The sequence below is a fragment of the Catenibacterium mitsuokai genome, from assembly GCF_025148785.1.
Taxonomy (GTDB): Bacteria; Bacillota_I; Bacilli_A; order Erysipelotrichales; family Coprobacillaceae; genus Catenibacterium; species Catenibacterium mitsuoka.
Map to the genome: position 1 here is coordinate 2330823 of NZ_CP102271.1, position 24111 is coordinate 2354933.

At 34.9% G+C, this 24111-nt stretch carries 19 protein-coding genes; 3 read left to right on the top strand and 16 right to left on the bottom strand.

The window, feature by feature from the left end:
* Positions 1-57: 57 nt before the first annotated feature.
* Together NQ499_RS12070 and NQ499_RS12075 are read right to left on the bottom strand one after the other, a co-directional pair.
* The gene (locus tag NQ499_RS12070) at positions 58-954 is read right to left on the bottom strand and encodes a hypothetical protein (protein WP_040390084.1); all 897 of its coding nucleotides are present in this window, start codon (positions 952-954) and stop codon (positions 58-60) included.
* Positions 955-1002: 48 nt separating this feature from the next.
* Positions 1003-1863, bottom strand: coding sequence for a DegV family protein (locus NQ499_RS12075; protein WP_006506453.1), 861 nt, complete (start codon positions 1861-1863; stop codon positions 1003-1005).
* 95 nt (positions 1864-1958) lie between these two features.
* On the opposite strand from NQ499_RS12075, the gene NQ499_RS12080 reads away from it, so the two are divergent.
* The 3 genes from NQ499_RS12080 to NQ499_RS12090 are packed head-to-tail and all read left to right on the top strand — an operon-like array spanning position 1959 to position 3614.
* On the top strand, positions 1959-2555 hold the full coding sequence (locus NQ499_RS12080; RefSeq protein WP_040390083.1) for an IMPACT family protein: 597 nt from the start codon (positions 1959-1961) through the stop codon (positions 2553-2555).
* Between the two features lie 2 nt (positions 2556-2557).
* A complete protein-coding gene (locus tag NQ499_RS12085) occupies positions 2558-3112 on the top strand; it encodes a manganese efflux pump MntP (protein WP_006506451.1) in 555 nt (184 codons plus the stop codon).
* A gap of 58 nt (positions 3113-3170) precedes the next feature.
* The gene (locus NQ499_RS12090; protein WP_006506450.1) at positions 3171-3614 is read left to right on the top strand and encodes a dUTP diphosphatase; all 444 of its coding nucleotides are present in this window, start codon (positions 3171-3173) and stop codon (positions 3612-3614) included.
* Between the two features lie 233 nt (positions 3615-3847).
* On the opposite strand, the gene NQ499_RS12095 is transcribed toward NQ499_RS12090, so the two are convergent.
* The 14 genes from NQ499_RS12095 to NQ499_RS12160 all read right to left on the bottom strand — a co-directional run bounded on the left by NQ499_RS12095 (position 3848) and on the right by NQ499_RS12160 (position 24111).
* The gene (locus NQ499_RS12095; RefSeq protein ID WP_006506448.1) at positions 3848-5101 is read right to left on the bottom strand and encodes an aromatic acid exporter family protein; all 1254 of its coding nucleotides are present in this window, start codon (positions 5099-5101) and stop codon (positions 3848-3850) included.
* 2 nt (positions 5102-5103) lie between these two features.
* Positions 5104-5895 carry a DUF4866 domain-containing protein gene (locus tag NQ499_RS12100; protein ID WP_040390082.1) on the bottom strand — a complete coding sequence of 264 codons (792 nt, stop codon included), beginning with the start codon at positions 5893-5895 and terminating at the stop codon, positions 5104-5106.
* Between the two features lie 113 nt (positions 5896-6008).
* Positions 6009-6518 carry a hypothetical protein gene (locus NQ499_RS12105; protein ID WP_259848526.1) on the bottom strand — a complete coding sequence of 170 codons (510 nt, stop codon included), beginning with the start codon at positions 6516-6518 and terminating at the stop codon, positions 6009-6011.
* A 19-nt stretch (positions 6519-6537) separates the two neighbouring features.
* Complete coding sequence (locus tag NQ499_RS12110; RefSeq protein WP_006506445.1) at positions 6538-7317, bottom strand: DUF4430 domain-containing protein; 780 nt, start codon at positions 7315-7317, stop codon at positions 6538-6540.
* Complete coding sequence (locus tag NQ499_RS12115) at positions 7317-8465, bottom strand: prenyltransferase/squalene oxidase repeat-containing protein (RefSeq protein WP_006506444.1); 1149 nt, start codon at positions 8463-8465, stop codon at positions 7317-7319. Before NQ499_RS12115 ends, NQ499_RS12110 begins: the two co-directional genes overlap by 1 nt.
* Before the next feature lie 2 nt (positions 8466-8467).
* Positions 8468-10843 (bottom strand): homocysteine S-methyltransferase family protein, encoded by a 2376-nt coding sequence (locus NQ499_RS12120; protein WP_006506443.1) that lies wholly within the window; start codon positions 10841-10843, stop codon positions 8468-8470.
* Positions 10843-11490 (bottom strand): vitamin B12 dependent-methionine synthase activation domain-containing protein, encoded by a 648-nt coding sequence (locus tag NQ499_RS12125; RefSeq protein ID WP_006506442.1) that lies wholly within the window; start codon positions 11488-11490, stop codon positions 10843-10845. The genes NQ499_RS12120 and NQ499_RS12125 overlap by 1 nt, the downstream gene beginning before the upstream one ends.
* The gene (gene metF, locus NQ499_RS12130; RefSeq protein WP_006506441.1) at positions 11487-12350 is read right to left on the bottom strand and encodes a methylenetetrahydrofolate reductase [NAD(P)H]; all 864 of its coding nucleotides are present in this window, start codon (positions 12348-12350) and stop codon (positions 11487-11489) included. Before metF ends, NQ499_RS12125 begins: the two co-directional genes overlap by 4 nt.
* A 41-nt stretch (positions 12351-12391) precedes the next feature.
* Entirely contained in the window at positions 12392-15835 is a 3444-nt protein-coding gene (gene mfd / locus NQ499_RS12135; RefSeq protein WP_040390081.1) for a transcription-repair coupling factor, read from the bottom strand.
* A gap of 9 nt (positions 15836-15844) precedes the next feature.
* Positions 15845-16399 (bottom strand): aminoacyl-tRNA hydrolase, encoded by a 555-nt coding sequence (gene pth, locus NQ499_RS12140; protein ID WP_006506439.1) that lies wholly within the window; start codon positions 16397-16399, stop codon positions 15845-15847.
* 9 nt (positions 16400-16408) lie between these two features.
* Positions 16409-18496: a type I pullulanase gene (gene pulA / locus NQ499_RS12145; RefSeq protein ID WP_006506438.1), complete on the bottom strand. Its 2088-nt coding sequence runs from the start codon at positions 18494-18496 to the stop codon at positions 16409-16411.
* A 138-nt stretch (positions 18497-18634) separates the two neighbouring features.
* Entirely contained in the window at positions 18635-21247 is a 2613-nt protein-coding gene (locus NQ499_RS12150; protein ID WP_006506437.1) for a hypothetical protein, read from the bottom strand.
* 210 nt (positions 21248-21457) lie between these two features.
* Positions 21458-21715 (bottom strand): DUF1292 domain-containing protein, encoded by a 258-nt coding sequence (locus NQ499_RS12155; RefSeq protein WP_006506436.1) that lies wholly within the window; start codon positions 21713-21715, stop codon positions 21458-21460.
* A complete protein-coding gene (locus NQ499_RS12160) occupies positions 21715-24111 on the bottom strand; it encodes a glycogen/starch/alpha-glucan phosphorylase (RefSeq protein ID WP_006506435.1) in 2397 nt (798 codons plus the stop codon). The genes NQ499_RS12155 and NQ499_RS12160 overlap by 1 nt, the downstream gene beginning before the upstream one ends.

The following is a 24111-nucleotide window of genomic DNA, read 5'->3' on the forward strand; positions in this document are numbered from 1 at the left end:
GTCAAAGTTTGCACTGATAAAACCTATTTATAGGTGTTTTGAATATTTTCTTTTTAATTAGTAGTCCCATAAGTTCATATCTGGGTAGTTTGTTTCATATAAGAACTGTTCATTCATGACTTTAGTCAATATAGCGGCCCAGAGTATCAATGCATAAAATGAGTTATTTAAGCACTGAACAGTACCTCCGCCATTGACCTTATCTTCATATACATAAAGTTCTTCTTTTTGTGATGGCACATAATCTAACTCATCCAGATCATCTAATATACCATCATAAGGACGAGTACTCATTTCTTCTATCAAAGTGATCCACTTCTTATAAGCTTCTTCTGTATGATCATATGAGAAGAAACGTATTGCGGCACGTAGTTTATATATTGCAGCATAGACTGCATTGAATGTCATTTCTGTATATGGCTTTTCTGTAAGTAGCTTAGGTAGGAATATACCTGGTTTAAATGTAAGATGAATACTAGGCTTCACATCTGTATAATCATGAGTTATTCCTACGCTTGTGCGTACATATTCTCTTGATAATTTAATTAATGCAAGACATACACACATATTCGCATATTTCATATCATCCACTAATGGAAGTGAAAAACCTAAGTCTGCCCCATATTGTCTAGAGAAGAAAGGTTTAAAGACAGCTTCTTCGTCATATTTATAAGTCACCGCAAAGGTATAATCCTTAAACACAATTCCATGAGTCTGAATAGAATCTCTTAATGCTTCATCATAATCCTCATAGGTATTCTCCAACATATCCTCTACGACTTCACCACTTGTCATAACAGCCTGAAAACTTAAATCCTGTAAAAGGACTGCCGCTTCTAGTCTTTTAGTAATTTCTCCCTTTGTGATACACGTCATATCACCGCTTTTTAATAAATAACGTAAACTCTGTGTAGCTGCACTTGTCTGTACAACCATTTCAAATTCTCTTTGCACGAGCATTCCTCCTTTCTATACAAAAAAAGCAGATTCATCATCTGCTTCCTATTCTGCGAGATTTTTGATGAATTGGATTCCTACACCACCAATTCCCATATGAGCACCTACAACACTTGGTAACTCTCTCATGGTAACTTGACATGGACCTAATTGTTCTTCAAGATAGTCTCTTACACGCTGAGCTTCTTCAGGTGCAAGAACATCTTCAACCGCAAATGTATAATCTTTCGCATTTGCACCTCTTTCAACAACACGATCAGCAAGCATCTTACATGCCTTACGTGTTGTTCTTACTTTGCCTAAAGTATCAATCTTACCACCTAATTCACTATTCAATTCCATAACTGGAACAAGCTTCAACATATTGCCAAGCATTGCGACTGCAGGCGTAATACGCCCACCCTTTTTAAGGTGATTCAAGTTTGGTGTAAAAATAATTGTACCTGAATGCTTAACCATATCTTCAAGCTTTTCTTTAATTTCAGAAACAGACTGACCCTTTTCTATGAGATTTCGTGCTGCTTCAATAAGCTTTTTTTGAACATGTGCTGTTCCTTGAGAATCGATTAAAGTAATAGGCATTTCTACTGTATTAGCTGCAACCTGCATACCATTTAATGTAGATGATAAACCAGTTGCGATAGGAATCCCAATTAACTCATCATAACCGTCGCTTTTCGCATCTTCCATAGCCTTCATTAAAGAACCAGTCGAAGGCTGAGATGTTGTATACATATCATCTGTTTCCTTCATCTGATTAAATACATCAAGACTTGTGATTTCTAATTGATCTAAATATGTCTGACTACCATGACCAATACATAATGGTGCAATATAAATACCTTCATGCTCTCCATTGATATCAATCTGACAGCCACTGTCTGCAATAATCGCTATTTTACTCATTTTTAACACCCCATCAGTGATAATTCACTATGTATATTATAGTTTATTTCTTTTTATTTTACAACCAATGGGATATAATACGAACGGGTGAAACTATGAGATCAATTAAAGAAACAACGACAAATACAATCATTATTAAGAAATCAGAGTTCATTACAACCCTGATTCCATGTAATGATGAAAAAGAAATCAAAGACTTAATAGAACTCTATTCTAAAGATGACGCAACACATAACTGTGTCGCTTATCGTGTCGGTCCTTTAGAAAAAGCGGATGATGATGGAGAACCATCAGGTACTGCAGGACTTCCTATGTTGAATGTATTACAGAGACAGAAGATCGATAATGTGATTGCGATTGTGACACGTTATTTTGGTGGGATTAAGCTAGGAGCCGGAGGATTGACTCGTGCATATACAAATAGTGTTGCAGATGCTTTAAAAGAAGCAGAAATAGTCGATAAAGAACTCGTCAAGCTTTATCGTATTAGTGTTGACTATCACTTCAGCCGTAAGGTATCTTATTTAATACAATCTAAAAATCTATTATTAATGAATACTGAGTATGATGAAGAAGTTCATTATGATGTTTATTTAAGAGATACTTCTTTCTTAGATGAACTTAATGAACTGACTGCATCCAATATGCATTATGAGGTTATAAAGGAAGATTATATTCCAGTTGAGGTGTAAAGATGTCTAGTATAGAAATATTATTAATTGGTATTGGGTTATCCATGGATGCTTTTGCGGTATCTGTATGTAAAGGATTATCTGTAAAGAAGTTATCTATTAAGAATATATTGTTATGTGGTGTATGGTTTGGTGGATTCCAGGCATTGATGCCATTTATTGGTTATTGTCTTGGTTCTACATTGAGTGGTTTAGTGGATTCTATTGACCACTGGATTGCGTTTATCCTACTCGCATTTATTGGAATCAATATGATTAAAGAATCTTTTGAAGAAGAAAAACAGAATGATGACTTCTCTTGGAAGACAATGTTGATGCTTGCTATCGCAACTGCTATTGATGCACTTGCAGTAGGTGTTACGTTCTCTTTTGAATCAATCAATATCTTCATGGCTATTTCTATTATTGGTTTAACGACATTTATTATTGCATCTGCTGGTGTTTATATTGGTCATGTGTTTGGAAATAAATATGAACAGAAAGCACAGATCACTGGTGGTATTATTCTTATTCTCATAGGTATTAAAATTTTAATAGAAGGTTTAGGAATTATTTAGGGAATCTACGTGATTCTCTTTTTTAATTGACTATAATAGTATATAAGAGGTGATTTAAATGAATGAATTATCAAAATTATATCAGTTAGTATTAAACAGAGAATTAGATATTCCTAAGGGTCAGATTCTAGATATTAAGAAGATTGACCATAAACTTCTAGCATTTATGCAATGTGTATATAATACAGGAGAATTAGGACATGTTTATACATTCTGGGATAAAGATACTCAGGTTGATCAAAACGCTCTTTTAGACACTTATATTGAAGGTATGCGCTTATTAATGAGTATTGCGTATGACTTACAGATTGATGAAATCAAGAATCATGAAGAAATGCCTGAAAAGAGTAGTTCTGTTGATTTACTCTTTAAAGTCAATCAAGATATTCTAGATTTAAGAAATGGTTATAGTCCTATTAAGTTACAGGATGCTTTGGATGATTATTTCCATTTTGGTTTTTCTTTAGGTATCACATTTGATGATATGTTAAAAGGCTTGTAAAAAAACATAATAAATACATAGAGAATACATATGAACTACACAACTTACATGTATAGTATAGACATGAAAGAGGTGATTCTTATGATTTATATTATTCTAACTATTATTGCAGTATTATTAAGTGCTTTAATCATGGGAGTTGCAAATAAGTATACAAATAAAAAAATCCATGATATTGATCATGAATTGAATATACATTGAGACTCCCCCCATGAATGAAAAGAAGGCAGCTATCATGGCTGTCTTCTTTTCATTTGAATTCCTTCATATTCGTTATGAATACTTTTTACTATACTATTGAAATCATTGTCCGGTACTATGACATCACATATTGAATCAGATGAACCATAGACAAGACTTTCTTTAATATCTAACTTTTCCTTTAATCTTTCCAGCATGTTTTGAGGTGTCGCTTCATAAGACAATATCTTAAGTAAGCACATGCCTTCAAAATAATCTTCTTCTACAAAATAACGCAATTGTTTATGTAATCCTAAATCTATCAGGTCATCTATAATATCATAGATAATCTCTTTTGTATTAAGAACACTGATATAAAGAGGTTGATATGAGTGTGTAGGCATACCAAAGATGTAATTACGATAAGGGGATTGACGCATCATATCATAATAGTCCATTTGTTCGGACTGGTCGAAACTATTATAATATGTCAATAATACATCGTCTTTGAGAACGTGATAGAAGTAATTAAGATGTTTATCATCTAATAATCGAGTGATCTTTGAACCTAATGTTTGTGGTAAGGAATAGGTACATAATAGTTCGTTTTTTGGTACGTCATACAATATTGCGCCATCTAATGCGATCACTGGTAGATGTAGTTTAAGATGTTCAATTTCTGCCTGCATGGATGCAGGTGTTCTTTTTGTGATGATAGTAAACAAGGCACCATCATCTACAAGTTTATTCAATTGAGTCTTATTGAAGTTATTTAACTGCTGGTGTGCTGTCTGTTCCATATCATCAAGTTCAGCTACAAAGAGAACATCATTTCTTCTTTTAACTGGTAAGTGTAATGTACAGACAAGATAACCTACCCCTACACCAATACATGTATCTAAGACACGATAGAATAAAAATGCATAAGGTGAAATACCAGCATGAGGAATTACTGCAACACTTAGATAAGCCACACAGGCCATAAATGCCATATGTTGTACTTTAAATAAGACTGTTAAGTAAATAGTCAACATAATAAATAATGCATTGAGTAAATCCCATGCGAGATCAATATGGATGAAAGGCTGTAAAAACATGACAATAGCTCCAGTAATAGCCCCTATAAGTGTACCGAGGGCTCTTACAAGTGCCTGGTTTTTTTCATTCTCTTTATCTGGCTGAATACAGATAATTGTGGTTATAAGGACATAGAAAGGTGATCTCTGTACACCAAAGAGAGTGAATAATACCATGATGATGAAGACGGCAATACTTGTTTTAATAATACGTAATCCGATTCTAGGCATAATTACAACTCCAAACTATCATTACCGGCTTCAGCCATCATTTTTTCTCTACAAGATAGAACTAATCCATCAATGATTTCCATATTTTCAACCATCTGTCTTCTAAACAAATGAGTAGGAAGTAATATTGCGATTTCATCATAGTCTTTATCATTCTTCTCTCCTGTTTCCTGTCCATAATAGACACGAGCAAGAGGTGCTTCTTTTTGAATACTGAAGAATGTATCCCAGATGATTGCATAAACCTGCGCAGCTGTTAGATGAAGCTTCTTAGTATCAGGAAGTGCATAAAGAAGTAAGATGCCTCTGACTGCATCTGTCTTTCTTTGGTCTACTGATCCATCATGCTTATAATAACGTTCTATATCATAGCCATCAGCCAGATAAACAAGGGAACGGGGAACAGGCTGATGTTGTGAGAGGATATTTTTAAAACGTCTCATTGTATGGTGTGAGACATCCTTCCCCTCTAACAGATCTCCAGAAGGTGATGTAAGTAATACTGGATTTTCTCCTGCTTTACCATGAAATGTTTGAGGAACCAAATAAGCATCACGTAATAAATCAAACATAGATTTACCACATATAGCGAGTAGTAATGCACTGATATCCTGATTTGAATAACTATCTAGAACGACTTTTGAAAAGGTCTCATTGTTTAATTCTTCTGATCCCTGAAAGTCTTCTAGACTTGAATTGAATGTTTCTCTCAGTCTTGCACAAGCTTCTTTACTTGCGAGTATTTTGTGAAATATGTTCTCTACTTCTTGAACACGTGGAAATAATGGTGTCATAGTTTTAACCTCCATCCACTTGTGATTATAGACTTTCTATATCATATGTAAAATGTATCTTTTAGATGTTGATGATATGTTTATTACATAATAAAAAGTGATCCGTAATTGAATCACTTGTAATAGTCTTTCGTATATTGAGACATTTCTTTTTTAAATAAACGCATAAGTATAGGTGCACAAAGTAAGTAAAAAACAAAATTACCTACTGCATGGAATGTATCAAATAAGAGCCCCTGGGCATAATAGATACCAAACCAGACAGGACCACCTATAATTAATTGTTCGAGTGAGACGATAAATCCAAAGACATAACCCATTAAAAAGGCATAGAGAGCCATAAGAAGTAATGGGGGTTCTTTGTTGATCTTCTTATAGAAGTCACTGATACGTTGAGTGAATAAACAGATGACTACCCATGAGAGAATCTGAAAGATTGTCCATGTTCCCATACCTAGAATCATATTGGATGCAATAGTTGTTACTACTGTGAGTTTAATTCCAAATGATAATCCAAATAAGAGAACAGATATAATAATGATAGATGTAACAGGTTTAAAGTTAGGTAAGGCCTGCATTGCGACTCTAGAGGCAATATTCACTGCGGCAAGAATACCTATCAAACAGATTTCTCTTGTCTTATTACTGGGCGTTGACATAATACCAGATGACTGTGTCTCCTGCTTTCACTTTATAGGCACCTGCCCCAATATTAGGTGGTGTGCCATTCACTTTATACATCCATCCAGAACTTGGTCCATGATCAAATTCCTTTAATCCATCTATACCTGATACATAAACAGTAGACCCAAACCCTTTTGTAGAGATACTCTTACCATTCTGTTTCGCAAGTTCTCTTAAGACACTATAAGCTGTAGAAGAACTATTCACTTCTATATTTCCCTGCATCATTGTCGTATTAATGCCAATGACTTTAATAGAAACTGTCTGTTTTACAGGTGTGTCCTGCTTAGGTGTTTCTACATGCTGAGGCGCAGATGTTTCATGTTTACTAGAAGAAGTGTTTGTTTCTGTCTTCTTTGTCTTATGTTTAGTAGAAAAAGATTTTGTTTCTGTCTTTTTTGTATCTTGTTTCTTAGTCTCTTGTTTACTAGAAGCGGATTTTGTCTCTGTTTTCTTTGTTTCCTGCTTCTTAGTCTCTTGTTTACTAGAAGAATCAGATGATTTTGTATCAGTCTTCTTTGATTCTTCTTGTGACTCTATTTGTTTTGTCTCTTCTTGTTTTGTTTCTTCTTTTTTAGAAGTATCTTTCTTCTTTGTGGCGCTCTTTACTTCATTACTAATAGTAGGTTGAGACTGGAATTGTCCAGTTACACCACGATAAGCTGTAAAGCCAAATATAAAGAGAAAAGCGATTGCGACAAAGGCAATCGCTAATTTTTTAGTCGTGAATTTCTTCATTACTTCTTCTTACTTTTTATAGTTAATACAATCACACCAATTGCCGCAATTGCAGCCACTACATAAGCCATCGCATTTGTATTGTCACCTGTGTTGACTTTCTTTACTGTTTCTTTCTTTGGTTCTGTTGTAGTTGTTGTTTCTGGCTTTACAGCTGGTTTAGTTGTACTAGGTGTTGTTTCTGGCTTTACAGCTGGTTTAGTTGTAGTAGTACCAGGTTTAGTCTCAGGTTTTTCTGGTGTAGTACTATTTGAGATAGTCTTTGTATAATCTTTTCTTGCCTTTAATACAAAGCTTCCGTTATTGATGACACCAAGTGCTCTTGCTCCTTCTACTGATGCATAAGCGTTTGGTTCAAGCTGGTATGTGTTATAGTTTAATGCATTGAATGTACCATCTTCATTCTGATAAGAAAGAAGATAGTTATATGCCTGATCATCTAATTTATAACCAGCCGCATGTAATCCTTCTAATACACAAGACTGTGTATCTGCATTACCGCCCCATCCAATATCATAAGAGCCATCTTTACTATTTAACTTAGACTGTACAAAAGTATATGCTTTTGAGATAGCTGCATCATAAGTAGAACGTCCTGCAACACTTAATGCTTCCATAGCCCATCCAGTTGTATCTAGATCCGCATTTGGACCCTGGTATTCATACCAATATGCACCATTGTCCATGGCCATAGTTGAAAGCTTATCTGCAACAGTTTTTGTTTTATCTGAATTCACTGTTTCTAAAGCCATTAATGTCCAAATAGTAGCTCCACATCCACCATTTTTATCATCTGTAAGAGTACCATCAGCCTGTACTCTGTTTTCTAAGATTTCTACTAAGTTAGTCTTATTGAAATCTGCAGGGTTATCCCCTAATAAAGAAATCGCAATAATAGATTTAGCTAAATCGCCATAAGAGGCAGTTGTATAATCTACATCCTTAAAGTTTTCTAATAAAGAATCAGCTTTACCATCTGCTTCAAATCCTGCTGCTTCATACGCAATAACTGCATCAGGACTATCTAAAGTAATTGTCTTTAAATAGTTCTGTGATTTGATTAACGCATCATCACTCGCAAAAGCGGCTGAGAATGATAACGCAAAAGTTAATGCGATTGAAGTTATAACTGTCAATATTCTTCTCATTTTTATTCTCCTCCAAATACTTTATCCGCAAAACGCACTGTTTCCATTGCGTCTTTCGCATAACAATCTGCACCGATACGACCTGCATATTCCTGAGTCATAACGGCTCCACCTACAACTGTTAATGTATCAGGCTTCTTTTCCTTCAACAACTTAATTGTATCTTCCATACTCACAACTGTCGTTGTCATTAAAGCACTGAGTCCTACAAGTTTTACATCTTCTTGAATGGCTGTATCCACAATTTGTTCTGGTGGTACATCTTTACCAAGATCAATAACATCATAGCCATAGTTTTCTAACATGACTTTCACAATATTCTTTCCAATATCATGAATATCACCTTTAACTGTCGCAATGATGATTTTTCCTTTCATTTTTCTTGGTTTTCCTGCCATGGAATCCTTAATGACTGCGAAAGCAGCTTTGGCTGCTTCTGCACTCATTAACAACTGTGGCAGAAAGATTGTGCCTTTTTCAAAGCCTTTACCTACTTCATCAAGGGCAGGAATCAATTCTTCATTGATGATTTCTAATCCTTCTTTAGACTCAAGCTGTTTCTTTGTCGCTTTACCTGCATTTTCACTCATACCACGCTTGATACTTTCATATAACGACATATCAACAGCTTCACTCTTTATAGGAGTGGCTGGTGCACTATTACCATAGGCGCTAATATATTCTGTAAAGTTTGTATCGAGTCCACTTAAGGCAAGATAGGCACGATATGATTTCATCATTGCTTCTGATGAAGGATTGATGATTGCACAGCTGAGTCCTGACTGCATCGCCATAGTAAAGAAGTTCGCATTCACAATGGGTCTTTGTGGAAGACCAAAAGAGATATTAGAGACACCTAGAATAGAATGTCCATGAAGTTCATCTCTAATAATACGTAGTGTTTCTAATGTCGCAATGGCAGAAGTAGGATCTGATGAAATAGTCATAGCGAGTCCATCGATTACGATGTCCTTAGGTTCAATACCATATTTACCTGCTTCTTTATAAATTTTCTTTGCAATACGAATACGATCTGCCGCATTATCAGGAATACCATCTTCGTCTAAGGCAAGTCCTACGACAACACCACCATATTTCTGAACAAGAGGGAAAACAGCATCCATGGATTCCTGTTTACCATTGACTGAGTTAATCATGGCTTTCCCATTATAATGTCTTAAAGCTGCTTCTAAGGCGATTGGATCTGATGTATCAATCTGTAATGGCAATGCAATGACAGATTGTAATTTCTTCATCACTTCTACCATCATCTTAGGTTCATCAATTTCTGGTAAACCTACGTTGACATCTAGAATATGTGCCCCTGCATCTTCCTGTTTTAAACCTTCAGATAAAATATAGTTAATATCTCCATCACGTAAGGCCTGTTTAAATTTCTTTTTACCTGTTGGATTAATACGTTCACCAATAATCACTGGCTTAGGTCCTATTTCTACACTCTGAGAGAATGAAGTCACAACACTCATATTCTTCTTTACAGGTGGTTCAATAGGTAAATCTTTCACTAATTCAATAGTTTTAGAGAGATATTCTGGTGTTGTTCCACAACATCCTCCAAGTACATGTACATTCAAAGAGGCAATCTCTTTCATCTCTAACGCAAAGTCATCTGCACTCATATCATAATAAGTATGACCTTCATCATCTGTCTGAGGTAAGCCTGCATTTGGTGTCACAATAATTGGTGTAGAAGAGACTTGAATCATTCTTTCTACAAATGGCTTAATTTGACGAGGACCTAATGAACAGTTAATACCTAATGCATCAATATGTAACCCTTCAAGTAAGGCAACAACTGATTCAGGTGTACCACCTGTCAACATCTTACCTTTTTCATCAAATACGACAGTGGCACATACTGGAAGATCTGAATGTTCCTTAGCGGCTAGTACTGCAGCTTTTAATTCATAGCTATCCTGCATTGTTTCAATAAGGATCACATCTGCCCCCGCTTTAGTTCCATACTCAATGACTTCTGCATAGATATCCACTGCATCATCAAATGATAAATCTCCTAGTGGTTCTAAGAGTTTACCCGTAGGACCTAAATCAAGCGCAATCAGGGCATCAGCACGTCCTGTAAGTTCTCTTGCCTTTTTTGCATGTTCTACTGCTTTTGTAACTATTTCTTCTAGATTATCAGGATATTTTAATCTATTAGCACCAAATGTATTGGTGTTAATAATATCACATCCTGCTTCTAGATAACCTTTATTTAATTCTACAATCTTTTCTGGATGAATGATATTCCATGTTTCAGGTAGTTCACCAGCCTGTAAGCCCCAGCTTTGAAGTACTGAACCAGTACCACCATCCCAGAATAACCATTCTTTTGTCAGTCTTTCTTTAAATCCCATTACTCTACCCTCCTGAATTCACATTGTGCAGGACAATTGGCACAGTCTTTTGTATGACGTGGCTGTGCGTGATGTGTAATACCAATGATCGCCGTCACTGACTTGGATGGGACCATTAAGAGACTTTCTAATAAACTGATACCAATCTTATCCATCTGTAATATACGCATAAAATCTTTTTGATGATCTAATGCAAGATCTCCATAACCAGGCGAAAAGCGTGGCTTTAAGAATTCATTATTCTTATGAGCCTCCTGATTGAGTTCTTCATTCACTTCATCACAATACGCTTCTATCATCGCTGCCCCCGCTGCTTGATAGATCACTGCATCACTCATCTTAGTCAGTTCTGTACGTTTAATCAAACGATCGACTTCTATTCCAATTGTAGCCGCAAAGAGATAAACAGCATGACAGCCTTTTAAGTTATTCTCTAGATTACGACTATGAATCACCATATCACCAATGGTGATTGTATGATTCTCTATTGTGACAGGAAATCTTTTCACAATATGACGCGGTACAGCTGTTTTCTGTAATACTTCGATACAGTGATCAAGTGCGTTATTGATTTCTGTGAGATTGCCTTCAATGGATTGACGATATCCTAAGTATCGTAATGCTTCTTTACGATTGATTTCTATCATTTAAGAAGCTCCGATAAATTATTCATAATACCTTCAGCAACATCTGGTTTATTCATAGTATAAACATGAATATGTTTTACACCATTCGCAATCAAATCAATAATCTGTTCAGAAGCATAAATAATACCAGCCTGCTTCATGATTTCAGGATTATCACCAAACGCATCCACCATCATCTTGAAATGATAAGGAATAATAGATGTACCTGACATCTGTACAGCACGACTTACCTGCTTCGCATTTGTGATAGGCATAATACCAGCTACTACAGGTACATCGATTCCTGCTTCCTTGATCTTATATAAGAAGTTATAGAAAACATTGTTGTCAAAGAACATCTGTGTTGTTAAGAAGTCTGCCCCCGCTTCTACCTTCTCTTTTAGATGCTGGATATCTTCCTTAATACTAGGTGATTCTACATGTCCTTCTGGATAACATGCTGCCCCAATACAGAAATCACCTTTCTCTTTCAATTCTTTAATTAACTGACAGGCATACTGGTAATCTTCTCCCACCTTACCATCAGATGGAATATCTCCTCTTAATGCCATGATGTTTTCAATACCATTCTCTTTAAACTGTTCTACCATGGATTCTACATGTTCTTTTGTAGAAGAGACACATGTCAAATGCGCCATGACTTCAACACCATATTTCTCATGGATATCTTTCGCAAGTGCCACAGTATGTGCACTTGTTCCTCCACCTGCACCATAAGTCACAGACATGAAATTTGGATTTAAAGATGCAATCTTTTCTGCAGCTTTTAAGACATTTTCATATCTGCCACTTGTTTTAGGTGGAAATACTTCAAAAGATAAAGTCACTTTATCTTCATTTAATAAATCAATAATTTTCATTGATACTCCCCCCTTTTTTCCTATTCTATCTTATTTTATTTTTAAACACTAGTGTGTGTTTTATAATATTGTTTCAAAACTGTGTCTAAAAATTCAGTAGATGCAGAAACATAGTATGGTTCCATACCACTCACAATCGTCAACATACCTTCTGTATATTTCATTTGTGGCTTCTTGAACATATGATTCACATATGCAAAGAACTTCTGTCCATCTAGGTCTTCTAAGAAGACTTTAGAGAAACGCATCTCTAATCCCTGGCTTCCATCCTTGACATCTTCAATAAGTGGATCATGTGAGAGGATATCAAATCTTCTCTTTACGACAATATTACGTACCTGTGATGGTAGTACACCATAAAGGTCTGTTAATTCCTGTTCCACACGTTTGAGGGCTTCTAAGTCATTGGCTTTATAAACACGCTGGTAGAGTTCCAATTTCTCCATATCACTCTCTACATAGTCTTCTGGAATATAACCATCCACAGATATATTACGTGATGGAACTGTATCATCTTCCTTGATCTTACCCTGCTTTTCATCTATCGCATCCTGCAAGATCTTCATGTACATATCAAAACCGACCTGATCAATAAATCCAGCCTGTTCACCACCAAGAATATCACCACTTCCTCTAATAGACAGGTCTCTCATCGCAATCTTATAACCAGAGCCTAATTGTGTGAATTCCTTAATGGCAGTGAGTCTCTTTTGGGCTTCTTCTGTCATAGCACGATCTTTTGTATAGAGAAGATAAGCATACGCAATACGTGCACTTCTACCAACACGTCCTTTGATCTGATAAAGCTGTGCTAAACCAAACTTATCCGCATTCTCAATAATAATCGTATTCGCATTCGGTATATCAATACCTGTCTCAATAATAGTTGTACATACTAAGATATCATATTTCTTTTCTACGAAATCAGTCATGACATCTTCTAGTTCTGTCTTATCCATCTGACCATGTCCTACCCCAATACGTGCATGAGGTAAGAGAGTCTGTAAAGTAGAGGCTATTTCATAGATATTCTCTGTTCTATTATGAAGATAGAATACCTGACCATTACGTGATAATTCTCTTTCAATCACCTGTTTAATGAGAGCCCAACTTTTTTCTGATACATAGGTCTGTACAGGTAATCTATTTAATGGTGGTGTTTCTATTTGTGAGAGTCCTCTAATTCCCATGATGGACATCTGTAATGTACGCGGAATTGGTGTGGCAGTGAGTGTAAGAACATCAATTGTTTTTCTAAGGTTCTTGATCTTCTCTTTCTGTCTCACACCAAAACGCTGTTCTTCATCGATACATAGTAACCCTAAATCCTTGAACTCTACATCCTTGGATAAAATACGATGTGTACCAACTAATAAATCAATATTACCTTCCTTTAAATCAGATAGAATCTGTTTCTTTTCTTTAGTCGTCGTAAAACGATTGAGTAACGCAATATTCACTGGGAACTTCTCAAAACGTTTCTGCATCGTACGATAATGCTGGGAAGAAAGAATAGTTGTAGGACATAGGAAAGCACACTGTTTCTTCGATACAATTGCCTTAAAGCAGGCTCTTAAAGCCACTTCTGTCTTACCAAACCCAACATCCCCACATAATAGTCTATCCATAGGACGTGGTGTTTCCATATCTTTCTTGATTTCTTCTACAGCCTGTGCCTGGTCTGGAGTCAATTCATAACCAAACTCACTTTCAAACTCTAATTGAAGATCCCCATCAGGTTCAAACGCAAAACCTGGCTGTCTCATTCTTTCTGCATATAAGTTAATCAGATCATCAGCAAGACCATCTACCTTCTGTCTGACTCTTGCTTTCTCTTTTGCCCATTTAGGTGAGCCTAAAGCATGAATACGAGGTGGTTTACCATCTCTAGATGAATATTTTCTAATTAACTGGAACTGTTCTACTGGAACATAGAGGATATCATTACCTTTATAAGCAATATGTAGATAATCCTTATGCACACCATCAACGACTAATGTTTCAATACCCATATATTGTCCAATACCATTTGTATCATGAACAACATAGTCTCCTACCTTTAATTCATTGTAGTCAGAGATTTTAGTCGCATCTCTGTATTTAATATATTTCTTCTTTGTTTCTTGTACCTTGAAAAGTTCCTGGCTTGTGAGTAATACAGTCTTCTCTTCTACAAAGTTCATTCCACAAGGTAAATGTCCTAAGAATAGATTAACGCCATCATAGATCTTATTTGTGGCACTTGTGAGAGTAAAAGGAATAGCATGATCGGTAAATAAGTTGACTAATACATCGATCTGACGCTTTTCATCTACACCAATCATGACACGATTGTATGTAAGTAAATCCTTTAACTGACTAATAAAGATTTTTTCATTAGCCATAGAAATCATGACAGGCTGCGTCATAAACATGATCTGTTGATCATTTTCTCTAAATCGAACAAAGTCTACATTCTGACGTTTTAATATAGTCTGAGGATTATTAATCAGTTTAAGTCCTCTGATCATCTGTCCTATTTCTTCTAATTCATGGTAATAGAGGTAGTTCTCTTCCATATATGTCTTATAAGAAGCAAGAATAGAAGCGAGAGATGCAGTAATAATTGTATAATCACGTGCATAATCCATGATTGTGGCCGTTTCAGGGAATAAACCTAAATACTGATAAATACGTGGATTATAATCATGTGCTTTAAGTGATTCAATATCTAATGCATAGGTCTGTTCAAGTTCATCCTTGAAATCATCCTTGACAGTCATCTTATCTTTTAATGTCTGAATAGATGCTTCTACCTGCGATAAGCCATCATCTTCATACATCATATCTGTAGCTGGAAGAATATCGATAGACTCTATTTTATTTGTTCGTCTTTGTGAGTCTTTATCATAGAAAGAGATTTCTTCTATTTCATCATCAAAGAATTCAATACGCACAGGATGGTCATATTGGATTGTATAAACATCAAGTACTTCCCCTCGTCTAGAATAATAGAAAGGTGAATCAACTCTTTGCGTATTCTTATATCCAATAAACTGTAACATCTTCTTGAGTTCTAAAGGATCAATCGTATCTCCCTTCTTCAAGCTTATAATACTCTTCTTAAAAAGGTCTACAGGAGTAATATAACGTGTCATTGAATGCATATGACAGACACAGATCATCGGTTTATCCTGTGTCATCGCATATAATGCATTAATTCTCTCACCTAATAGTTCATAAGAATAAGCCACTGATTCAACACGTAATGATTCATCTGCAGGGAAATAGACCACCTGATTCACAAGTTCAGTTAATGTTTTATAGAGGTTAAATGCCTCATATTGGTTGTTTTTAATAATCAGGATTTTTCTTGGATTATGCCAAAAAGAACCAGCAATGAGATAAGCCTCATCGCTAGTTGAGTTTGTGACAATAGTTCCATTGTCTGTATCTAAGGTACGTAGGGCCTGATTATCTTTTAAAAGATTCAGTATTTTTTCCATAACAATCACCTAGTTATATTTATTCATTGCTTTATTAAAACTATCATCTAAATAACATAAAACAGCTTCTGTCGCACGTTTAGCACCTTCTGAGATTAGCTTTTCTTCTTCCTTAGAGAAGTGTCCAAGTACCCAGTCCACTACACTATAAAGCTTATTCTTAGAAATACCTACACGAATACGCTTGAAGTTCTGAGTACCTACATGAGCAATAATACTCTTGATTCCATTATGTCCACCCGCGCTGCCTTTTTCTCTTAAGCGAAGCTTACCAGTAGGCATATCCATATCATCATAAATAACTAATAGATCTTCAACAGGAATCTTGAAGAACTGCATCACTGCCGCAACAGATTCACCAGAATTGTTCATATAAGTCTGAGGCTTAAGTAAGATAACATCCTCACCCTTATACTTGAATTTAGTATATAAGCCTTTGAACTTTTCTTTATCAATAGATTGATTCATTTCATCACTTAAGACATCTAAACAATAAAATCCTGTATTATGTCTTGTCATATCATATTCTTTACCAGGATTTCCTAATCCAACAATTAATTTCATTACATTCTCCTATCTTGCACATACAACCATGGATACACCAAATACATTGAGCTGTCCATTTTCTATTCTTTCATTTGACATACTATATAATATCTTAAAATCATCTTCAATACCAATAGTAATCACATCATATGAAGGATTAAAATAAATCTTAAATTCTTTATAATCTCCTTCATCCTGAGTCAAATGATATTCTACCATACGATAGTAGATATTGTTGATAAATACATGCTGATGCATCTCTTCATAGTCATAATATCTAAAGCACTTGTTGTTTTTTCTTAAATCTATAAAGAACTTTACAGCCTGTACAACATTCATATAACGGTCATGACGTTCCCAGTCTAATTTATTGACTGCATCTCCTGCATTATAAGAATTCTGATTACCATTCTTAGTTCCTAAGAATTCCTGTCCGGCATGAATAAAAGGAACACCCTGAGCTAGAATAGTCATTGCAAGTGTTAATAAGCATCTCTTCTGACGACAATATTCATCTTCATGTCCATTAGAAATAATGAATTTATCAAATACAGTCGCATTATCATGACATTCAGCATAGTTAATACTCTGTTCTATTGATGAGAACTTATTGTAGTCACACATTGCGATAATGGCTTCATTTGTCTTATATGTATCCCCAGATGTATAGCCTTTGACTTCCATCTGATTAGGTCCCTTGATTGTATCTCTGAAATGATCATTAAAGAAACCTACATGAGGTGTTTTATGGTTATTTTCAATTATTGTCTTTTCTGAATCAGGTAATGCAGTACCCATATTCCATCCTTCACCATATAGCATAAATGAAGAATCTAATGAATGGCCCTGTTCATAAATCATATTCACTGTATCAATATCCACAATACCCATAAGATCCATTCTAAAGCCATCTACACCATAAAGAACCTGCCATCTCTTGCACATATCTAAGATATATTTACGACACATCTTGGCAGTACTATTTAAATCATTCCCACACCATGAACCATTAGATAATTCACCCTTCTCATCTCTTCTAAAGAAATAATAAGGGACTGTCTTTTCTAATGCATTATTATTTACATCATGCATATGATTATAGACTACATCAAGAATGACTCTCATATTATGCTTATGAATACGGCGTACCATACGCTGACATTCCTGGATTCTCTTATAACCATCATTAGGATCAGTAATATAACTGCCTTCAGGTACATTATATTGTGCTGGATCATAACCCCAGTTATAAAGTAAATCTGGATGATCTTCATCCACAGTTGCATAATCATTAACAGGTAATAACTGTACATGAGTCACACCAAGCATATCTAAATAGTCCATACCTGATGAAAAGCCATTCTTAGTCACTGTGCCTTCTTCACAGAAACCTAAGAACTTACCTTTATGTGTGATCTGTCCAAATTCATCCACAGAGAAGTCTCTGACACCTACTTCATAAATAACTGCATCTGTATTATGTTTTAGTTCTGTCAAAGGATAATCGACTCTTCTAACTTTATCTAAATCAATAACAACTGAACTATGCATATTAGCTGTACAAGAATAAGCATATGGATCCGCTGTTTCAGTGGATTCCTCATTCATTCCAATAACATAAACATATTCATAACCATCTAGATCTTTCTTAATAGTTGTACTATAGACCCCCTTATCTCCTCTTTCTAAAGGATAATAATGAAGGTCTTCATCTTTCCAAATTTTTAATACAACTTCCGTAGAAAGAGGTGACCAAACCTTGAATGTTGTTTTCTCTTTTGTATAATGACTGCCTAAATCATCACCATCATAATAAAAATGATCATCAAACTCTTTACTCATAGAAAGCTGACTAAAATCTAAAAAACAAGCAAGACCATAATTATCAAACACTTTATATCTTGTACCTACAGAAAAGTCTGTATGCAAAAGATACGACTGGAATCCATTTTCTTTCTCAGTCGCTTCGCCTTTAAGTATCTTGACTTCACTTGTATCTAAATTTTTTAAATAATACTGACTTGAAATTCCGTTATAATAATTTAATGATAAATTGACCTTGATCAAATCAAAATCAATCGCATAAGCATACATACGTATTGATTCCCTTTGCATATTATAAACCTACCTTTTCACATTCCCTATTCTATCATAAAAATATGAGAAAAAAAGAAAGTATTTAAATTTGAAAAAGAAAGCCATATAACACAAAAAAGACTTAACAACATAAGTCGTTAAGTCTATATAAATCTATTACTTTGTGATTGTAAATGTACGAATAATAGGTGCTGCCTGATAGTTTCCACCTACAGTCACTGCTGTCATAGTATATACACCAGGTTCAGTAGGTGCTGTAGTTGTACTAGAATAAGGCTTTAAGTTAGACTGTACACCAGTATATAAGTAATGAACGTTTTCATCAGAAACAGCTGCACCATTATATGTAACTGTAGCCTTGAAATCAAAGTTCTGAGCTTCTTCTTTAGAAATCTTAGTTAACTTCTGATTCCATATTAATTTAACACCCTTTACATGCTGTTTTACAAGTAATGCACCAATACCAACACCAGTTTCATAGTTCTTGTTGTCAGTAACTGCAGTGACTGCATATAAACCAGGTCTATTTGGAGTACCAAATCCTACACGTACATTATCCGCAATACCAGGCAATTTGTTGATAACTTTTAAGATCTGTCCAAATGTACCTGTATCGATATGTAACTTTTCTAATAAGTCTAATAGCTCCTGAGTACTGAATAGTTTTCTTAATTCACCAACAGTCACACCATCCTGCATCATCTGAGTAAATGTTTTACCAAATACCTTTTCTACTACAGGATCAAGAACCTTTATAACAGCTTCATTATCAGTGAAACGAGCAGGAAGATCTAAATAAAGACCTAAACTTACATTACTTGTAGCACCTGCATAAACAGTATACACATCGAACTTATCAGCTGGATTTATAGTAATGAAATCCTTTGATAATTCTTCATCCGCAAAGATATTAGTAGAATGAACGCTTACTTTTACCTTTGCCTTCTTAACAGTAATAGTTGTCTCACCACTTGTGCTTGGACGATAATCACTATTACCTTTATAAGTGATTCTTACTTTCTGTTCACCTGCTGGCATCTGTGGATAATCTAATAAAGTAACTTTACCACCTTCAACAGGAGCCCACTGTTTTATACCACCATCAATATTACCGGCAACAACATTTGTACCAAAATATTCATAAGTGAAATCATCTACTGATAATTCATCTTTTGAAGGTAATGTAGACTTACTGAAATCAATTGATTTAAATAAAGCCTTCTTCATTTCCTGTGCATCCATATTATAAGTAACAGATGTACCTTCTTTAAGTGTAACTGCAGATTCTAAACGATTGTCTTCTACATTTACTGTTACAACAATATTACCGCCTTTATATTCTTTTGTCGCATTCCAAGAAAGTCTGATTTCCCAAGTACCTGCTTTAAACTTATTAAGATTTAAAGCTGCACTATTGCTTAATTCATACCATACATCTAAAACGCTTGTTGGATCTGCATTGTATTCAATCTTGAAATCTTCAAATGATAATTCAGGATTTGTAGACTTGATAACTGCTTCATAAATAGCTTTTGCAGTGGCATCATAGTCATAAGACTGATTCTTATTGAACTTCATAGAAACGTTATAAGGACCTTCATTAGTCACTACATCTACAGTAGCACGGTCTACTACATTGATTGTAGTTTCTACAGTATGAGGTTTATAATCCTTGCTTCCCTTATAATTGATTCTGATTTCCTGCTCACCTTCAGAAATTGCAGGATAGTTTACACCATTAACTTTTTCACCTTTAATACTTACCCATTTATTTGTAAGACCTATTAAGCCCTTTGCATGATACTGAATAGTCACATCATCTACAGTTAATTTTGGAGTAGAAGTCGCAATGACTTTATCAAAGATGTCCTTTTCTACCTGAGCATAATCAACTGTTAGATCATCATTGTAAGCTAATTTGATAGTCTGTCCTTCATTCACTGTGATGTCTGAAGGTGTACGATCCTTTACAGTGATGTTGACTTCTTTTTCTGCACCATAGTAAGTATCATTTCCATTGTAAGAAATTTTAATTTTCTGAGTCCCTTCAGAAATTGCTGGATATTCTGTAAAAGTATCTTTACTACCTTCAAGAGAAGTCCAATCTTTTTTCGGTATACCATCAAAAATAACTTTACCAGTCGCATAATACTGAATATTAACATCATTCACTGTTAATTCTGGATTACTGCTCTTTACAACACTATTAAAGATGTTTTCTTTTAAAGCAGCATAATTCACATTTGCATCTTCATCATAAGGTAGTGTGACTTCAACGCCTTGATTCACTTCAATGACACTCTTAAGCTTTGCGAACTTAGTGACAGTGACTACATTATTATTCCCTTTAATTCTTACCTGATAGCTGCCATCACTATTTGCAGCTAAAGATGGATGTGTATAAGTTGTAGTAGTAGCACCAAAAAGGGTCTTTTTCGTTGATTCAAATCCGTTAATTGAACCCCATTCAGTATTTTTTGATGCAAATGTACTTTTCCCTTCACACTGATATTCCCACTCAATGCTAGAAGTGTCCACATTGTCTAAATTCTTAATTAATGCCTTATTAAGAATTTCTGTTACCTGTTCTACTGTTGCATCAGATGGAATAAGCACTGTCGCATTCTGTAATACAGGAGATTCTGTTGTTGTTTGTACAACTGGTGTTGTATCTAATGCATGTACATTAAATACGCGTGCTGGCTGTGCAAGTGGTGCGACAATCATGGCAGTCGCAACAACTTCAACCAAAATCTTCTTTGTCTTCATTTATTTTCCCCTTTCATTATATGACTCTTTAATTATACTAAATAAATTACAGTTCGACTACTAAATAAATGTTAAATGTTGGAAAAAGGTTACATTTACCAAGAAAATGTAAACAAATGAATTATTCGTGCGAAAAATCACACTTTTTTGTGTTTATATAATTTTATTCTACATATAGAAAAGAGGATAGACATGCTATCCTCTCATTCATTATTCTTCATCTTCAGACATCATTGAGTCTAATACTTCCTGTACAAATGCATATTCTTCTTCTGTTTCAATAGGAAGAATATTATCTGCATCCTCAGGATCTACCTGTGAAGCATAGATATTCAACTGATCATCTTCATCTGAACTGTTATCTGTATAAATGATATATTCTTTTCCTGTTGCGTCATCTGTAAATCCTAAGATAACTTCACAAGTCACTTCTTCACCATCTACGTCTAGTACGAATGTATCTTTCATTAGATTTTTACCCTATTTAAATGCCAGATATCCTTTACATAATCTTCAATAGTTCTATCGCTTGAGAAATGACCACTCTTCGCAATATTAGCTAAGCACATCTTAGACCAGTTCTGACGATTCTGATATAAGTTGTTGATCTTTTCCTGAGCAAGTCTATAGCTTTCGAAATCTTTTAATAAGAAGTATTCATCATTTCTGCTCATTAATTCATCAAAGATAATTTTGAATTCTTCTCTTGATGGATGGAAAGTACCATCGACTAATGAATCAACAACCTTCTTGATGTTTGGATTATTGTTGTATTCATTCCAAGAATTATAAGTACCTTTTGCCTTTAATTCGTTGACTTCATTATCCTTCATACCGAAGATTACAATGTTGTCATCTCCAACTAAGTCAGCAATTTCTACATTGGCACCATCTAATGTACCAAGTGTTACAGCACCATTCATCATGAACTTCATGTTAGAAGTACCACTTGCTTCCTTACCAGCAGTAGAGATCTGTTCAGATACATCTGCAGCAGGAATAATCTTTTCAGCAATAGTAACACCATAGTTTTCAATAAATACAACCTTTAAGTATTTATTTGTTTCTGGGTCATTGTTTACCTTATCCGCAACGCTGTTGATTAACTTAATAATCTTCTTAGCTAAATAGTAAGAAGGAGCAGCTTTTGCACCAAAGATATAAGTATGTGGATAGATTCTGAAACTGCTATCTTCTTTCATTCTCTGATATAAATAGATAATATGCATTACATTTAATAACTGTCTCTTGTAAGCATGTAATCTCTTAACCTGAATATCAAAGATAGAATTAACATCTACATCAATACCATTATGTTCCTTGATGTAATCTGCAAGAATCTGTTTTCTCTGCTGTTTTACATTGTAGAATTTACTCTGAGTAATTGAGTCTTCTACAAATGGTGCTAATTTCTGTAAATCATCAGGTCTATGCATCCAGCTATCCCCGATTGATTCATTGATTAATGAAGTTAACTGTGGGTTACAATATGCAAGCCATCTTCTATGAGTCACACCATTCGTTTTATTGTTGAACTTGTTAGGATATAAAGTATCGAAATCCTTCATTTCTCTTTCTTTTAAGATGTCAGAGTGAAGCTGCGCTACGCCATTAACACTAAATGAACCTGCAATCGCAAGTCTAGCCATATGTACCTGACCATCTTTAATGATCATAACTCTCTGTAATAAGTCATTATCATTTTCAGTCTGCTGTTTAACGAAGCCAATGAAACGTCTATTGATTTCTTCAATGATCTGATAAACTCTTGGTAATAAGTCTCTCATCATATCAACAGGCCATTTTTCTAATGCTTCAGCAAGGATTGTATGGTTTGTATAAGCACAAGTCTTACATACGATATTCCATGCATCATCCCATTCCATTCCATAATCATCAATAAATACACGCATTAATTCAGGAATAACTAATACTGGATGTGTATCATTTAACTGAATAACATTCTTTTCATGGAAGTTAGTTAAATCAGGATATACTCTTAAATGTGCACGAATAATTGAATTAATACCCGCACATACAAAGAAATACTGTTGTTTTAAACGTAATACTCTACCAGCATGAGTAGAATCATCAGGATATAATGTCTGGCAGATATCATTCACTTCCTGAGCATACTGACGGAAATCCTTATTTGTAGGAATATTTTCACTAGGTTCAGCTTTCCATAATCTTAATGTATTAGTCACCTTAGTATCATTACCAACAATTGGCATATCATAAGGAACAGCACGTACTGCTTCATAATCTACATGCTTCCATCCACCAGTTGCATCATCCCAGATTACTTTACCCCAGAATTTAACTTCTGTTGCATGCTTAGGTTTTCTTACTTCCCACATATTACCTAAACGTAACCACTGGTCTGGTACTTCTACCTGATATCCATTTTCAATCTTCTGTTTGAAGAAACCATAATCATAACGAATAGTGTTACCGAAAGCTGGATAAGATAAAGAAGCTAAAGAATCCATGAAGCAGGCAGCAAGACGGCCTAAACCACCATTACCTAAACCAGCATCAGATTCTAATTCTTCTAGATCATGGATATTAATACCATAATCAGCAAGACCTTCTTTTGCAATTTCATAAATACCTAAGTTCATCATATTGTTGACTAATAGACGACCAACTAAGAATTCCATTGAGAAATAGTGAACCTGTTTCTGCTGCTTAGCCTGAACTGCCATCTTTGTCATAGCCCAGTTAACAGATGCATAGTCACGTACCATAGTTTCAAGAACCATGAACTTTTCTGTTAAATGTGCTTCTTCTACTGTACGACCATATGACTCAATGATTCGCTTAGAAAATTCATATTTAAATTCCTCTTTTGTATTAAACAT